The 15646-nt window shown below is 52.7% G+C and carries 12 protein-coding genes; 6 read left to right on the plus strand and 6 right to left on the minus strand.

Annotated elements, in window-relative coordinates; all coding sequences use genetic code 11:
• The first annotated feature begins 43 nt into the window (after positions 1 to 43).
• Positions 44 to 2227 carry an OsmC domain/YcaO domain-containing protein gene (locus AC3DKE_RS05960; protein ID WP_487990222.1) on the plus strand — a complete coding sequence of 728 codons (2184 nt, stop codon included), beginning with the start codon at positions 44 to 46 and terminating at the stop codon, positions 2225 to 2227.
• Positions 2228 to 2238: 11 nt separating this feature from the next.
• Here AC3DKE_RS05960 and AC3DKE_RS05965 read toward each other — a convergent pair whose 3' ends face one another.
• Positions 2239 to 3234 (minus strand): AraC family transcriptional regulator, encoded by a 996-nt coding sequence (locus AC3DKE_RS05965; protein WP_487990223.1) that lies wholly within the window; start codon positions 3232 to 3234, stop codon positions 2239 to 2241.
• A 98-nt stretch (positions 3235 to 3332) separates the two neighbouring features.
• Here AC3DKE_RS05965 and AC3DKE_RS05970 point away from each other — a divergent pair, with 98 nt between their 5' ends.
• Together AC3DKE_RS05970 and AC3DKE_RS05975 are read left to right on the plus strand one after the other, a co-directional pair.
• Positions 3333 to 4286 carry a sterol desaturase family protein gene (locus AC3DKE_RS05970; RefSeq protein WP_411729705.1) on the plus strand — a complete coding sequence of 318 codons (954 nt, stop codon included), beginning with the start codon at positions 3333 to 3335 and terminating at the stop codon, positions 4284 to 4286.
• A 41-nt stretch (positions 4287 to 4327) separates the two neighbouring features.
• A complete protein-coding gene (locus AC3DKE_RS05975) occupies positions 4328 to 5107 on the plus strand; it encodes a hypothetical protein (protein ID WP_379068331.1) in 780 nt (259 codons plus the stop codon).
• A gap of 24 nt (positions 5108 to 5131) precedes the next feature.
• Here the strand turns inward: AC3DKE_RS05975 and AC3DKE_RS05980 are convergent, their stop codons facing one another.
• Positions 5132 to 6028, minus strand: coding sequence for a fatty acid desaturase family protein (locus tag AC3DKE_RS05980; protein ID WP_379068334.1), 897 nt, complete (start codon positions 6026 to 6028; stop codon positions 5132 to 5134).
• A 175-nt stretch (positions 6029 to 6203) separates the two neighbouring features.
• Between AC3DKE_RS05980 and AC3DKE_RS05985 the strand changes: the two genes are divergently transcribed.
• Positions 6204 to 7178, plus strand: a complete 975-nt coding sequence (locus AC3DKE_RS05985; protein ID WP_487990224.1) for an AraC family transcriptional regulator — start codon at positions 6204 to 6206, stop codon at positions 7176 to 7178.
• Between the two features lie 7 nt (positions 7179 to 7185).
• On the opposite strand, the gene AC3DKE_RS05990 is transcribed toward AC3DKE_RS05985, so the two are convergent.
• Complete coding sequence (locus tag AC3DKE_RS05990; protein ID WP_487990225.1) at positions 7186 to 7830, minus strand: TetR/AcrR family transcriptional regulator; 645 nt, start codon at positions 7828 to 7830, stop codon at positions 7186 to 7188.
• 129 nt (positions 7831 to 7959) lie between these two features.
• Between AC3DKE_RS05990 and AC3DKE_RS05995 the strand changes: the two genes are divergently transcribed.
• A complete protein-coding gene (locus AC3DKE_RS05995; protein ID WP_487990226.1) occupies positions 7960 to 9129 on the plus strand; it encodes an efflux RND transporter periplasmic adaptor subunit in 1170 nt (389 codons plus the stop codon).
• Positions 9126 to 12179: an efflux RND transporter permease subunit gene (locus tag AC3DKE_RS06000; RefSeq protein WP_487990227.1), complete on the plus strand. Its 3054-nt coding sequence runs from the start codon at positions 9126 to 9128 to the stop codon at positions 12177 to 12179. The genes AC3DKE_RS05995 and AC3DKE_RS06000 overlap by 4 nt, the downstream gene beginning before the upstream one ends.
• A 48-nt stretch (positions 12180 to 12227) precedes the next feature.
• Here the strand turns inward: AC3DKE_RS06000 and AC3DKE_RS06005 are convergent, their stop codons facing one another.
• From AC3DKE_RS06005 to AC3DKE_RS06015, 3 genes are all read right to left on the minus strand, one after another.
• Complete coding sequence (locus AC3DKE_RS06005; protein WP_487990228.1) at positions 12228 to 12989, minus strand: COG4705 family protein; 762 nt, start codon at positions 12987 to 12989, stop codon at positions 12228 to 12230.
• Between the two features lie 117 nt (positions 12990 to 13106).
• A complete protein-coding gene (locus tag AC3DKE_RS06010) occupies positions 13107 to 14084 on the minus strand; it encodes an NAD(P)H-quinone oxidoreductase (RefSeq protein WP_340676337.1) in 978 nt (325 codons plus the stop codon).
• A gap of 89 nt (positions 14085 to 14173) precedes the next feature.
• Positions 14174 to 15589: a sodium/proline symporter gene (locus tag AC3DKE_RS06015; RefSeq protein ID WP_487990229.1), complete on the minus strand. Its 1416-nt coding sequence runs from the start codon at positions 15587 to 15589 to the stop codon at positions 14174 to 14176.
• Between the last annotated feature and the right edge of the window lie 57 nt (positions 15590 to 15646).

A 15646-nucleotide genomic window follows, 5' to 3' on the forward strand; every position in this document is an offset into this window, starting at 1 on the left:
GTGGCCGTCGCGCGCCAGACCCCGTAATGCAGGTGCCTTTGTAATGGAAATTAATGTCAATTTTCTCGACAATCTTAGAGTTGAAGCTAAGTTTGACGATTTCTCGGTCATTGCTGACCAACCCATTCGCTACAAAGGCGATGGCTCGGCCCCCGGCCCATTCGATTATTTCCTAGCGTCATCGGCACTGTGCGCGGCGTATTTTGTTCGGGTCTATTGCTTGGCGCGTGACATCCCCACTGAAAATATTCGTTTATCCCAGAACAATATTGTCGATCCTGAAAACCGCTATAAGCAGATCTTCAAAATTCAGGTTGAGCTACCAGAAAGCATTTCTGACAAAGATCGAGAAGGCATTTTGCGCTCGATAGATCGCTGCACAGTGAAGAAAGTTGTGCAGACTGGGCCAACTTTTGAGATTGAGGCGGTAGAGAGCCTTGGTGCAGATGCTCAGGCGCTTTTGATGACGCTGCCGGCGGACGGTAGCCAAACATTCATCGAAGGTAAAGATCTGCCATTGGAGCAGACCATCGCCAATATGACGGCTATCTTGCAAGACTTAGGCATGAAAATCGAGATCGCCTCATGGCGAAATATCGTGCCGCATGTGTGGTCTTTGCATCTGCGCGATGCGGCTTCACCCTTGTGTTTCACCAATGGCAAAGGCTCCACCAAAGAGAGTGCATTGTGCTCAGCGTTAGGCGAGTTTATCGAGCGCCTCAATAGCAATTTCTTCTACAACGACCAGTTTTTTGGCGAAGACATCGCCAATAGCGAATTTGTGCATTACCCGAATGAGAAGTGGTTTAAGCCAGGCCCCGGCGATAAGTTGCCTGCGGGCATTCTCGATGCGCATTGCTTAGCGCTGTATAACCCCGATGATGAGCTTCGCGGTTCTCATCTTATCGACACCAATTCGGGCAATCGCGAGCGCGGCATTGTGGCGCTGCCATTTGTGCGTCAGTCCGATGCGGAGGTCGTGTATTTCCCGTCCAATTTGATCGAAAACCTTTTTCTCAGCAATGGCATGAGCGCGGGCAACACCCTGGTCGAGGCGCAAGTGCAGTGCCTATCGGAAATCTTCGAGCGAGCGGTCAAGAAAGAGATTATCAATAGCGAAATCACGCTGCCAGATGTGCCACGGCAGGTGCTAGAAAAGTATCCGAATATTCTCCAAGGCATTGATGCGCTTGAGGCGCAGGGCTTCCCTGTGTTGGTCAAAGATGCCTCGCTGGGCGGTGAATTTCCAGTAATGTGCGTGACGCTGATGAACCCCAGAACTGGCGGTGTCTTTGCTTCTTTTGGCGCTCACCCTAGTTTCGAAGTAGCACTGGAGCGCAGCCTCACCGAGCTATTGCAGGGCCGCAGCTTTGAAGGCCTAAACGATGTGCCGCTGCCGACGTTTAACAGCATGGCCGTGACTGAGCCGAACAATTCAGTTGAGCACTTTGTTGACTCGACTGGCGTGGTGTCGTGGCGCTTCTTTAGTAGCAGTGCCGATTACGATTTCTGCGAATGGGATTTCTCCGGCACCACCGAGGAGGAGGCCGCGCGTCTGTTTGGCATCCTTAGCGCTATGGGCAAAGAAGTTTACGTTGCCGTGCGCAATGACTTGGGCGCGCCGGCTTGCCGCATTTTGGTGCCGGGTTATTCCGAGGTGTATCCAGTCGAAGATTTGATTTGGGATAACACTAATAAGGCCTTAGATTTCCGCGAAGATATTCTCAATTTGCATACGCTAAACGATGAGCAATTAGCGAGTTTGGCCGAGCGCTTGGAAGATAGCCAGGTCGATGAGCAGACCGACATCATCACCCTAATTGGCATTGAGTTTGATGAAAATACGGTGTGGGGTCAGCTCACCATGCTTGAGCTTAAACTACTGATAAACCTAGCCTTACAAGAGCATGAGCAAGCCCTAGAGCGGGTCGAATCCTTTCTACAGTTCAATGACAACACCGTTGAGCGCGGGCTGTTTTATCAGGCAGTGAGAGCGGTGCTCGAAGTCCTTCTTGATGATACTTACGAGCTAGACGACTACCTGTTTAATTTCAAACGCATGTTTGGCGAGCAAGTTATGGAGGCTGTGGTCGGCTCGGTGGAAGGCACGACGCGCTTCTATGGTTTGACGCCTACCAATATGCAACTTGAAGGTTTGGATAAGCATCTGCGCCTGATCGAAAGCTATAAGAAGCTGCATGCTGCTCGTGCGGCGAGAAACAGCTGAAGCTGTCCTGCCTAGTTAGCTTTTCGCCATTTCAGCGGTGTTGTGCCGCTCCACTGGCGAAAGGCTCGCGTAAACACACTTTGATCGGCAAAGCCCAAGAGCAGGCTAATTTCCGGCAGCGACAAATCGCTATCGCATAAATAGTCTTTTGCGAGCTCAAAGCGTAGTGAGTTAACCAGCGTTTTAAAGCCCATGCCTCGTGCTTCCAACGCACGGTAGAGACTGCGCTCAGCGAGGCCAATGCGCATCGCGACTTGCGCCATCGTTGGTGCGCCATCTTGCATAATGCCCAATATCGCTTGCTGCACATCAGACAGCAGTGGGTCGAGCTTAGGCAGTGCTTGCAGCATGGCTTCAGCCTGTCGCTCTAGCAGGCCTGAAAGGTAGGGGTCCTGGGTGTTCACCGCCAATGTCATGAAGTGCGCGGGGAAATGCAGCTCACTGACGCTGGCGAGAAACTCCACCGGGCAACCATAAAATCGCTCGTATAAGGCGCGATGAGCTGGCGGGCTATTTGGCGATTTCATCAAGATAGGTTTGATGTCATTACGGCCAGTGAGCAGCGAAATAAAGCGCATTAAGCCAGAGAAAAAAACATCATCCGAGAGCTGTGTGGAGCGCCGTTCTATGCTCCAACCTACGATCACAACGCCAGCTTCGGCGCGAAATACTGTGGGTACGAGGTTGTGTAGTAGAGGCTGAAACCGATGGAAGCGCATCAGAGCTTGGCCTAGCGTGGTGCTGTAAATACCCAAGTAACCGAGCACGCCGGCGTGATGTGGCTGCAGACATTGGCCAATTTTCAAGCCTAAATCATCGCGAGGGCAGAGTGCATGTATCGCCTCCAGCAGCTGCCACCAGGTCTCAATAGCCACTCGCGAACTAGTACGTAATTCGCGTAACTGTGTGCGCAGATCAACCGCCTGCAGGTCTTCCTGATCAAGAAAGCTGCTGAGCAAATCTAAGGCGCTAGGGTCTATTGATGCCGCTGACGATGAGTTTTTCATCTGGCAGATAATGCATAGAATTGGTGATATTGGTCAAGAGCGCTGGTCAGCTCATCTCTACCATGTGTCGTGTAGAAAAACTAAAAAGAGGAAAGACCATGGACGCCGTAACATCATTTTTTATGCCTTGGCTGCAAACGTTTTTTGGCGACAACATTGATTGGAAGCAAGTGTTTTTGATTGGCATGACGCCATTGTTTCTACTGGCCTTTGTTATTGAGTTTGCCGTGCAAAAGCGCCGTAAAAACACTGCTAGCTTTAAGCTCAAAGAGATCTTCGCCAACCTGTCTTTAGGGGCGTCGTATCAGCTGTTTGAAGCCCTTGTGTGGGTGTTGTTTACCGCCGCTGTGTTTTCCTGGGCCTATGGTTATCGCTTGATGGATATTCCAGTGAATGCTTGGACTGTTGTGCCAATCTATGTCGCCGTGGAACTGTGCTTTTATATCTATCACCGCAGTTCGCATCGCGTGCGTTGGTTCTGGACTGCACATGTGCCGCATCACAGCGGGCAGGTGATGAACTTCACCACGGCCATGCGCCAAAGCCTGCTTAATGCCTTTGTCGGCATTTGGATTTTCTACATTCCGCTCTGCCTGTTAGGTGTGCCACCAGTCGTTGTCATGTTCTGCTTGGCGGTGAACTTGGCCTACCAATACTTTATTCACACCGAGACTATTGGCAAGTTGCCGGCATGGTTTGAGGCCATCTTCAATACGCCATCGCATCACCGCGTTCACCATGGCCGCAACCCTGAGTACATCGATAGAAACTACGGCGGCACATTGATTATTTTCGATCGCTTATTTGGCACTTTTGAGCCCGAGGTGGCGAAGGCTGAGTTCGGCATTACGCAGCAAATCAATTCGTATAATCCCGTGGTGCTTAACCTGCACGAAGCCGTCGACATGATGCGTGATGTCATGGCGCCGGGCCCAGTGGCGCAGCGCGTGAAGCATTTGATTATGCCGCCAGATTGGGAGCGCGAAGGCCATACGCCAATACGCACTTGGTCGGTGACACCGCATTCGATCGCTATCAAGCCTAAGGAATAAAGTGGTTTAATTGCCCTCTATTTTTCACGAGCATTTAAACCATGAAAGAAGAAATCATCGCGCTGTCAGAGCACTTTTGGAGTATTCGTGGCGTATTTAAAGTCGCGGGCATTTTAAATATCGGCACCCATGCATCCTTGGTTAAGCAAAAGACTGGCAAGTTCATCTTGCTCGATGCTTACACTTTGCAAGGTGAGCTGAAATCTACAGTCGATGCGTTGACCCGTGACGGCCAAGATATTGAGGCCATCATCAACCTGCATCCTTTTCATACCGTTCACGTGCGCAATGCTCACCAACAATATCCAAAGGCAAAGCTTTATGGCACTCAGCGTCATTTAGAAAAATTTCCTGAGTTGCCATGGCAGCCTGAACTGACTGATTCCGACGCGTTTGCAGGCTTATTTGCCGATGAGTTTGAGTTTTCTGTGCCCGCTGGTGTCGACTTTATTTCGCACAATGAGCACATTCACTTTTCATCTGTGTTGGCCTATCACAAGCCATCGCGCATTATTCATGCCGATGACACGCTAATGTATTTGCAGCTGCCTGGCTTGTTAGGAAAGCTTAAAAAGCCTGAAGTGACTTTCCATTTGACCTTGGCAAGTGCTTTGCAAAAGCGGCCTTTAGCGGCGCAGGAGTTTAGGGCGTGGGCTGTGCAACTGGCGGCGCAATGGCAGGATGCCGAGCAGCTGTGCGCCGCTCATTCGGCCGTACTACTACCCGACGCTCTGCAAGGGCGATCCATCCCTTCGAGAATTCAAACTGCCTTGGCGAAAGTAGAGAAAGTATTGCTGCGCCATGAGCAAAAATACGGCTAAGCCATGTGCCTGTTGCCAAGTAGCTTATTGCGGCGTGCTTGGCGACACCGGTAAGCGGCTAAAAATGCCAATAATTGGTGTGTCGTGAGCCCGCAATATCGGCTCAATATCACGGTGCAAGGCGTGATATTGGTAAAACGGCACGCGTGGGAAAAGGTGATGGATGGAGTGTAGGTTTTGCCCAAACCAAAACCACTCAACAGGCTTCATCCATGCCGGCATGATTAAGCTGCTCGTGGTGCGATAACGCTGTGTTTGGTCGTAGGGAAAATGTGGCCGATAGGCGAACCAATACGCAGTAAAAATTCCACCAGAAATATAGCCTAAAAGTATTACAGCGAAGGTGCCTGGCTGATCGACAAAGGTGAGAAAAGCAATTCGCCAGCCTAATGATGCAGCGACCTCTAGGCAGTAAATGCTCCGCTCTTTTAGCGATGCAGCAGCCCAGCCGTGTTTGACGAAAAAGCTATTTTGCGTCCACAGAAACTTAAAAATCGTGGTGATGAAAGACACGGCGCCCTTACCCATGCCGCTGACAATGAAGTCGGGGTCTTTGTCGGCTTGGTTGGTATAGCGGTGATGAGTAAAGTGCTCAATACGGTGAGAGGCATAAGGAATGGCAATGATGGGCGCGACTAAGTAGCCGCAGAGATCATTAACCCATTTGTACTTATCGTTTTGACCATGGATATTGCCGTGAGCCGCCTCATGCAGCGGGGTATATGACATATATGTCAGTGCCGCACAGGCGATAAACGCCAGCCATGGCGAAAGCGCGCCGCTAGCAAATAATGCCAAACATAAAATAAAAGCAGTCACGACACTGACGGTGAGCGCGATTGTCGGCCAGGCCATTTTGCCCATATAGTGCTTGGCGCTGGCAATGGCTTGCTTGTTCAATACGGCGCGATCAATTTCCATCGTTAGTATTCCTCGTAGTGCTAACTTAGAACCATAGGGCTTCATAGCAAGCATCACTACGGCCGGTGTGGCCATCTGTAGTGAATCTGCGGCCACATTCAGTAACGGAAAAAGGGCTCCACCATCTATGTCCACGCATGAAGAACAGCTGCACCCCGCTGCTGTGAGCCAGGTCATGATCAACTTTGCCCTGCATCGGGGCATGGATAGGGCTAGCTGTTTACTCGGCACCGGTATATCCGAAGAGGCACTATCTAGCGCTGAAGGCATGGTTAGTCGCGAACAGGAAATGCGACTTATTGAGAATATGATGCTGGCCATGCCCGATGGCCTTGCCATGGGTTTTGAACTTGGTCTGCAATATAGCTTGGCTACTTTTGGGGTTTGGGGCTTTGCCTTGCGCACAAGCAAAACTTTGCGTGACGCGGTGTTGATAGGCATTCGCTATCTGCCGCTAAGCACGGTCTACTGCAAAGTCGCCTTGATCGATGAAGGCGATGAGTTTGGCATCAGCCTTGATTCGAGTGTTATATCGCCACATCTTCGGGAGTTTTTGCTAGAGCGTGATATGGCAACCACTATCAATTTAATCAAAGAGCTGTCGCTATCGGGCTTTGGTATAAAAAAATTGCAATTTGCTGGGCAGCCCAGCATTGATGCCACGCTCATCGAGAAGCTCTGTGGCATCAAGCCTGTTTTTTTCGCACAGAAAAATAGCATTACGGTGAGTCGAGCAGAGGCAGATTTGCCATTTGCTAATTACGATGCCGGCTTAGTGCTATTGCTAGAAGAGCAATGCCGTTTGCGTATGCAGCGAATAAGCGTTTCTGGCGTGTCGGGGCGAGTGCGACAAAAATTATTAGGTGACTTAGGTTTGAGTAGCTCGCTGGATGACATGGCGGTAGCGCTCGCCATGTCGCCACGAACACTAAGGCGCAAGCTAGAGCAAGAGGGCGCAAGCTTTCGAGATATTGTTGATGAAGAGCGTAAGCAGATTGCCATGCAGCTGCTGGAGAACTCATCGATGAAAATGGATGAGTTGGCAGCGCATTTGGGCTTTATGGACTCGGGTGGGTTCGTGCGTGCTTTTCGTCGTTGGCTGAGCTGCTCGCCAAGCGAATATCGTGAGTCAAAAAGGGTAGCTGTTTAGCTAACACCTACGAAAGATTTTGCTTGCCATAGCGCGCGATAAACATCGCCACATTTTCGTGAACTAATAGCGCATCGGCCTCGGCGCTAGGCTTGCCTAAGCCCATGGTGGCCTTTAGGTGCGAGCGGCCCAAATTCAGCGCTAAAAACTGATCGGCTGCTTGCGATATATGGCTAATGGCCAAACTTCCGGCAGCCACGGCGGCCTTCAAATAGTCCTGTACATACAGGTTCACATGTTCGGGGCCGGCGCTGTAGAAGCGCGCGCAAATATCGGGATGCGTTGTGGCTAGACCAAACATGACACGGTGGATGCGGATGACATCATCGGCGCGCATGAGTGAGATGAACTGCTGGGCAATGAGAGTAAGCGCTTCGGTTGGGTGCTTCGGATCAAGCATGTCATCGCTAAAGCCGGCAAATATACCTGTAGTGCGATAGGCCACGCAGGCCTCAAACAGCGCATCTTTACTAGCAAAGTTGTTATACAGCGTCATTTTCGAGACGCCGGCAGCGCTCGCCACCGCGTCCATACTGACGCGATCATAACCATGCTCGAGGAACTGCTGTGAGGCAGCCTCGAAGATTTTTTGCAAGCGTTTTGGGTCGCGTGGGCGACCGCGCTTAGCAATCGCTGGCTGATCTTTGCTCATGAGTTTACTTGACAGTCTATTTAATAGGTTTTATTACTATACGGCATGGTCTAGTTAATGGTCAAAGTCTGTCCTGTTTGCAGCATAAATACTAAAAGAACATCCGCCACTTTTGTTGAGCTTGTCATCATGAACGCACGTTTTCTACGTTATTCCTCTAGCCAATGCTATGTCGCTAGCGCCATTTTTTTTGCATCCGCGCTGCTTACGTTGAGTGCTTGCTCGTCAAGTGATGCAGAGGTCGATGCTGAGCTACGGCCAGTATTGGTGATGACAGTTGGGGCTAGTGGCAATGCCATGAGCACTGAACGTAGTGTGCCAGGTGTAGTGAGCGCGCGTTATGCCAGCGATCTCGGCTTTCAAGTCGCGGGACGTATTGCTAAACGCTCAGTTGAGCTTGGGCAAACAGTGCGCAAGGGCCAAGTGCTGATGCAGCTCGATGGCAGTGACTATCAGCTCGCATCTGCTGCTGCGCAAGATCAGGTACTTGTGGCTAAAACACAGTATGACCAAGCCAATGCCGATGCCAAACGCATGGTGACCTTGGTCAAGGCTGGCGCTATTAGCGTGGCAGAGAGTGAGCGTCAAACTGCCCGTGCTGAAGCAGCTAAAGCGCAGTATCAGCAAGCTCAGCGCCAAGCCGATTTATCGCGAAATCGCCTGCGTTATTCCAGCCTAGTCGCTCCATACGATGGCGTGGTGACGGCCGTTCGTGCCGAGGCAGGGCAGGTTATTGGCGAGGGCGTGCCGGTGGTCTCAATAGCTAAACCGGGCGAAATGGAAATTGCCGCTGACATCCCTGAAGGCTTGATGGCCACTGTCTCCAAGCAAGAAGCTGAGGCCGATATTTGGGGCTCGGATGCGCCGCGTATCACTCTGCGTTTACGTGAAATTTCGCCAGCTGCCTCGCAACCACTACGCACTTATCGTGCGCGTTTCTCCTTACACAATGCCACGCCAGAGCAGCTTGCAGCATTGCATTTGGGCATGACCGCACAGGTCGTGATGAAGTCTGCTGAGGCGCCATCTACGGCGGTTATCTTGCCCGCGACGGCTTTAGTGAAAGCGCGCGATAAAGTCTCAGTTTGGCTAGTTAACGATAAAGCGCCGACCTTGCAGAAACAGGCTGTGCAAGTGCTGAGTTTTAATAACGAAACAGTGGCCGTGAAAGGCGTGCCGGATGGCGCAAAAGTAGTCATCGCGGGCGTGCAAAAGCTCGATGCCAAGATGCAGGTTCGTGCTGTTGAGCGCAGTGGCGCCGGCTTGAATCAGCCAGCAGCCGCTGGGGCGCGTCCATGAAAGGTTTCAACCTTTCCGAATGGGCGGTAAATCATCGCACCATCGTCTTATTTTTAATGATTTCCTCACTGCTGGCGGGCATTTTTTCGTTTACTAAGCTAGGCCGTTTGGAAGATCCAAACTTCAACGTACCGGCTATGACAGCCGTGGTTGCCTGGCCTGGTGCTAGTGCTGAAGAATTGCAAAATGAAGTGCTCAATCGCATGGAACGTGCCGTGCAAGAGTTGCCTCATTTGAACTTCGTGCATAGCTTTTCGCGCCACGGCTATGGCGGCATGACCTTGAGCATCAATGGCCGACACTCAGGCGATGAGCTGAAAGCGCTGTGGTATCAGGCGCGCAAAAAAATTGGCGATATAAGCGCTGAGTTTCCTGCCGGCGTACGTGGGCCGTTTTATAACGACGAATACACCGATGTCTACACATCACTGTATGCACTACGCGGCGATGGCATTACTCAGGCCGAGCTGCAGGAGTTCGCTGAGCTGGTCAAACGCCGCCTGCAAACGGTGCCAAATACCAACAAAGTTAATATCCTCGGCAAGCAAGATGAAAAAGTCTATGTTGAGCTTTCCACGCGCCGTTTAGCCTCACTTGGGCTAGCGCCGCAGGCCGTCTTTGCCGCCATTGCGCAGCAAAACCAGGTGCGTCCTGCAGGCTCTATCGACACCAAAAGTGATCGTGTTTTTGCTCGCATCGATGGCAGCCTGCACTCAGCTGCCGATGTAGCTGGCGTCAGTGTTGAGGCCGGTGGTAACTTGCTGCGCTTAGGCGATATCGCCAAGGTCTACAGCGGCTATGAGGATCCTTCAGATTTTCGTATTCGCCACAATGGCCATCCCGTTTTAGCGATCGGTGTCACCATGGTGGCCGATGGCAATATCCTCACCTTGGGCCGCGACTTAGCTGCCGAGATGGAGAAAGTTCGCGCCGATCTGCCCGTGGGCATCGAGATCGAGCAGTACGCCGACCAATCACAAGTCGCTGAGCAATCGGTATGGGAATTTGAGAAGGCCTTTTTAGAAGCACTGGTCATCGTGCTAGCAGTGTCGTTTCTATTCCTCGGCTGGCGCACTGGCATTGTCGTGGCCGCCTCGGTGCCACTAGTTCTGGGCATTGTCGCCGTCATCATGTATGCCTTTGGTTGGCATTTAGATCGCATCACCTTAGGCGCACTAATTATTGCGCTCGGTCTATTGGTCGATGACGCCATCATCGCGGTGGAAATGATGGTGGTGAAAATGGAGCAGGGCTGGGATCGTGTTCGCGCGGCCACGTTTGCTTATACGTCGACAGCATTTCCCATGCTCACCGGTACCTTGGTGACCATTGCAGGCTTTATGCCAGTAGGTTTTGCGCGCTCGACATCGGGCGAATACGCTGGTGGTATTTTCTGGATTGTCGGCATAGCGCTGATCGTTTCATGGTTTGTCGCAGTGATTTTTACGCCGTATTTGGGCGTACTAATGCTGCCCAAAGATTTAGCCGAAAAAGCCCATCACGACCCCTATGACAAACCGGTTTATAAGCACCTAAGGCGCTGGGTTGATTACTGTGTGCAGCATCGGAAAGTGGTACTGATCGCCACAGCTAGCCTCTTTGTGTTGTCTATTTTTGGCATGAAACTAGTACAGCAGCAATTTTTCCCAACCGCATCGCGTCCAGAGCTTTTGGTGGAGCTTCGCTTAAAAGAGGGCTCCTCAATTAAGGCCACGCAGCATGAAGTTGAGCGTTTGGAAAAAATCTTGGCGAAAGACAAAGACATCGAGTATTTCACTGCCTATGTTGGTCAAGGCTCACCGCGCTTCTATATCTCTCTGGCGCCAGAACTACCCAACCCTGGCTATGCCCAGTTTGTTATTCAAACCGATGACTTGGAGGCGCGCGAAGCAGTGCGTACTCGCTTAATGACCTTGTTTGATAAAGACCAAGTATTCCCAAATTTGCGCGGCCGTGTGCTGCGTCTAGAGTTTGGTCCGCCAGTGGGTTTCCCTGTGCAATTTCGCATCGTTGGGCCTGACCCCATGGAAGTGCGCCGGATTGCTTATGATGTGCGTGATGCCGTGCGCGAAAGTAAGTTAGTGCGCGACACACAGCTAGATTGGAACGATCAAGTCCGCTCGATGAAGCTGCGTGTTGATCAAGATAAAGCACGCCTTTTAGGTGTCAGTAGTGCCGATATTGCCGATCTCGTGCAAACCGCGCTATCCGGTGCGCCGGTGAGCCAAATTCGTCGTGGCGAAGAGCTTATCGATATTGTGGTTCGTGGCACGCCAGAGGAGCGCTCGCGTATTGATAGCATCGGTGATTTGTCGCTGTTTTCGCGCACTGGCGGCGTAGTGCCATTGAGCCAAGTGGCCAGTCTCGAACCGGTGTTTGAGGAGCCAGTACTGTGGCGGCGAAATCGCCATTTGCAGCTCACCGTGCGCAGTGACTTAGCCGATGGTGTGCAAGCGCCATATGCCACGCAGCAAATCATGCCGACCTTGCAGCCGATCATTGATCGCTTGCCACCGGGTTATGAAATTCAGCAAGGTGGTGCGATTGAGGAAAGTTTGAAGGCGAACAAGGCGTTATCGGCAGTATTTCCGATCATGCTAATCGCCATGCTGGCATTTTTGATGTTCCAGCTGCAGAGCTTTTCACTGATGTTTATGGTGTTTATGACCGCGCCATTAGGGCTGATTGGTGTGGTGCCCGCGCTGCTGATATTCAATGTGCCATTTGGCTTTGTTGCGCTGCTTGGCGTCATCGCATTGGCAGGTATGATCATGCGCAACTCGGTGATTTTGGTTGACCAAATTGAGCAGGATATCAAGCAAGGTCATGAGCCTTGGCAAGCTATTGTTGATGCTACGGTGCGCCGTTCGCGGCCGGTGGTGTTGACGGCGGCAGCGGCTATTTTAGCCATGGTGCCGCTGTCGGGTAGTGTGTTTTGGGGGCCGATGTCGATCTCCATCATGGGCGGCTTGGTCGTCGCCACCGGCCTTACGCTACTGTTTGTGCCAGCGCTCTATGCGGCGTGGTTTAAGGTGAAGCGCAGCGCTTAATTGCTCGTTGATTTTTTACCTAAGCCTAAGCGGTTGCTAGGCTTAGGTTTAATGGCTTGCTCGCTCTGCCGGCCTTTGCCGAAAGAGCAGCAAGCACATCACGATAAAAGCCATAAGCACTGCCGAGGCGGTGAATCGGCTCAGACCCAAGCCACCGGCGGCCAATGGTTTATCCAAAAAGTCGCCAACCACTGCGCCTAAGGGCCGAGTCAAAATAAATGCTGCCCAAAACAGGGCGGTGCGCGAAATATGAGTCCATAAATACGCGGCCAAAACCACCAGCAACATAAGACCAAATATCACTGCCGCGCCGCGATAGCCAAGCCCCGCTGAGTCTGCCGTCCAATCGCCCAATGCCGTGCCCAGGGTTTGCGAAAATAATATCGTGACCCAGTAAAAGTACTCAGCGCGTGGCGTGCTTAGTGAATGGATGGATATTGAGCCTAGGCTGCGATGCCAGATGAGTAAGGTGCCGAATAAAAGACTCAGCAGTAGCAAGGTGCCGCCAGCATAGCCAATGCCTAATGATCTATCGGCAAAGTCGGCAAGTGTGGTGCCAACAATGGTGGTGGCAATAATCGTCGCCCAGTACAGCATTGGGTGAAAAGTGGTGGCTTTGATTTGTGCCCTAAGCGTGAGTAAAAACAAGCCAGTGAAGAGCACGGTGCTGAGCAGATAACCAAGATTTAGCGACATCGAGGCTGCGTCGCCAGCCGTTTCGCCAAGCGTTGTGGCTGCGATTTTGATTATCCAAAACAGCAGTGTGACTTGCGGAACCTTGACCAAGGTATCGGACATATTTTCTTGCATGAGCTATGTGCCTTTTTCAGCACTAAAGCAGTGCCAGCCCACACAATAGCCAGCAGCGCCTGAACCCAAGCTTGCGGCTATATTAAGTTTTGCTCATGTTTAAGTAACGCGCCGCGATCAAACTAAGCTTAGAACAACTTTGCCCATGCCATCGCCTGATTCTAAATGACGATGGGCATCGGCTACGTGCTCTAGGGCAAAGACTTGATCGATCACCGGTAAGCAGCGCCCTGCAGCTAATGCCGGCCAGACTCGCGCGTGTAGTTGTTCGGCAATGGCCGCTTTCTGCGCACTGCTGCGGGCGCGCAAGGTCGAGCCAGTAATCTGCAAGCGCTTGAGCATAATCGGCATTAAATTTAGCGTGGCGCTGATGCCGCCCATCATGCCGATAATCACTAAGCGGCCGTCGTTGGCGAGCAGACGCAGGTTTTGTTCTAGGTAGTTGGCGCCAACAATATCGAGGATGACATCGACGCCTTCGCCATCGCTGAGCTGCACAATGGCTTCAGCAAAATCGTGCTCGCGATAGTTCACTGCAACGCCGCCTAAGTCTTCAATGAGCTGACATTTTTCCTTGCTGCCAGCGGTGGCAAAGCAGCGCAGCCCTAGCTCGCGCCCAAGTAGCAGCGCCGTAGTGCCAATACCGCTGCTGCCGCCATGGATCAGCACGCGCTCACCGGCGCGGGCGTGGCCGAGCTGTACAAGGTTGGCCCAGACCGTGAAAAATGTCTCTGGAATGGCTGCTGCCTGCTGCATGGATAAGCCGATGGGCATCGGCAAGCATTGGCCCGATGGCACGGCGCAGTAGTCGGCATAGCCGCCGCCATTAGTCAGCGCACAAACGCGATCGCCGAGCTGCCAGCCGCTGACATCGGGAGCAATGGCGACAATCTCGCCAGCGACTTCCAAGCCAAGCACCGGATTGACGCCAGCGGGCATAGGGTAGAGGCCGCGGCGCTGCAAAATATCGGGCCGATTAACGCCGGCTGCATGCACATTAATCAGGACTTCGCCGGCAGCGAGTGTTGGTAGTGCGCCATGGCGGATGATCATGACCTCGGGGTCGCCGACGGCGGTGCAATCAACGAAGCGCATAGAAGCTGGTAGTACTGGTGAGGGCGCGGCTTTTGAAGACATAAGCGGTTGTTACTCACTAAATGAGTGGAAAAATGCCTAGGGCAATGTCACTGCGCGCTAGGCGTTACTCGCTTGTGACGTGTGACGATTAGCGAGAGCGCCAATAATGCACCACCAGCAGTCATGCCCGCCATGCCTTCGTATAGCGCTGATTGCCATCCTAAATAGCGCCAGGCAATGGCGACACTTAAGCCAACAATGACGGCGGCGAAGCGTGCCCAGCGCGGCGGCTGCGCGCCCATCACGCGGCAAATCAGCAGCGGTGCTAAGGCGCTGGCCAAGCCAGACCACGCCATGATGACCAAATTAAACACGCTTTGGGTGTTGCTCAGCGCCCATATAAGCGCCAAGGCGGTGATGATCACGGTGCCCCACTTCAGCCGCGATAATTTGTTCGACCCTGGCACAAGATCATGGGTGAGCGCGGCCGAGCAGCTCAAGATTAACGAGTCGGCGGTGGAGAGCGTGGCGGCGAAAACGCCTGCCAATACGAGGCCGACCAAGACCGGATGTAGTAACTCCAGCGCCATAGTGGGTAGGGCTAATTCGGCATCGAAGTTGGCCGTATCGGGCAGATACAGTCGCGAGAGCAAGCCAACGCCGGTAGCCATCGCGTAGAAGGCGATAAACCAGAGGTAGTACCACAGTCGTGCGCGATTCATATGCGCGCCGTTATTTAGCGCCATAAAGCGCACCATGACATGTGGCTGGCCGATCACCGAGAGCCCCGCGAAAAACCAGCTCACGGCAAACAGTACGCCGCCGGCCAAGCCCGGTAATGCGAGGTCTTTCGGGTAGGCATTCATATAGCCGGGGATGCTGTGGAGTTGTTGCCAGACAGCCTCTAGGCCGCCAAGGTTAAGCGTGGCAACAATCAGCATCAGGCTCATGGCACCGATCATCACGAATGATTGTGCGGCGTCAGTCCACATGGAGGCGCGAATTCCGCCGGCCAAGCAGTAAAGCAGCACAAGGCCGGCACCGAGGAAAGCACCAGTGGCCATTGGCCAATCAAACAGAACATGCAGTGCCTTACTGCCGGCAACGAGCTGTGCGCTGGCATAGGCCAATAAAAATACCAGTGAGATGAGTGCGAGCAGGCGCTGTAGCAAGACATCGCGCTGGCCGTTCCAATGGCTGAGGATGTCGGCAAAGCTAACGGCGCCTGTGGCTTCGGTGAGGCGGCGCAGGCGGGCGTGGACATAGCGTGAGGCCACGTAGTCGCCGCTGATCCAGCCTATCATCAGCCAGATGGCGGCAAAGCCGGTGGCGTAGGTGTAGCCGATGACACCAATGAACATATAACCGCTGTTATTGGTGGCGACTGCCGAGAGACCGGCGAGTGCCGGCGATATATCACGACTGGCTAAGTAGTAATCGTCGGCAGTACCACGACTTTTGCGCGCGGCACTAACGCCGACCAGCGCAAAGCCGGTAAGAAACAGCAGGAAACTCCAAATCACGAAACACCTCGTAGGCCATAACAGCGCCCAAGCGAAGCTCAGACACCACAGTTGTGG

It is taken from the genome of Paraperlucidibaca sp. (assembly GCF_982810325.1).

Coding starts and splice junctions, on each gene's coding strand:
- AC3DKE_RS05960 (WP_487990222.1), top strand. CDS start 44: ATGGAAATTAATGTCAATTTTCTCGACAATCTTAGAGTTGAAGCTAAG.
- AC3DKE_RS05965 (WP_487990223.1), bottom strand. CDS start 3,234: ATGAAAAACTCATCGTCAGCGGCATCAATAGACCCTAGCGCCTTAGAT.
- AC3DKE_RS05970 (WP_411729705.1), top strand. CDS start 3,333: ATGGACGCCGTAACATCATTTTTTATGCCTTGGCTGCAAACGTTTTTT.
- AC3DKE_RS05975 (WP_379068331.1), top strand. CDS start 4,328: ATGAAAGAAGAAATCATCGCGCTGTCAGAGCACTTTTGGAGTATTCGT.
- AC3DKE_RS05980 (WP_379068334.1), bottom strand. CDS start 6,028: ATGGAAATTGATCGCGCCGTATTGAACAAGCAAGCCATTGCCAGCGCC.
- AC3DKE_RS05985 (WP_487990224.1), top strand. CDS start 6,204: ATGATCAACTTTGCCCTGCATCGGGGCATGGATAGGGCTAGCTGTTTA.
- AC3DKE_RS05990 (WP_487990225.1), bottom strand. CDS start 7,830: ATGAGCAAAGATCAGCCAGCGATTGCTAAGCGCGGTCGCCCACGCGAC.
- AC3DKE_RS05995 (WP_487990226.1), top strand. CDS start 7,960: ATGAACGCACGTTTTCTACGTTATTCCTCTAGCCAATGCTATGTCGCT.
- AC3DKE_RS06000 (WP_487990227.1), top strand. CDS start 9,126: ATGAAAGGTTTCAACCTTTCCGAATGGGCGGTAAATCATCGCACCATC.
- AC3DKE_RS06005 (WP_487990228.1), bottom strand. CDS start 12,989: ATGCAAGAAAATATGTCCGATACCTTGGTCAAGGTTCCGCAAGTCACA.
- AC3DKE_RS06010 (WP_340676337.1), bottom strand. CDS start 14,084: ATGCGCTTCGTTGATTGCACCGCCGTCGGCGACCCCGAGGTCATGATC.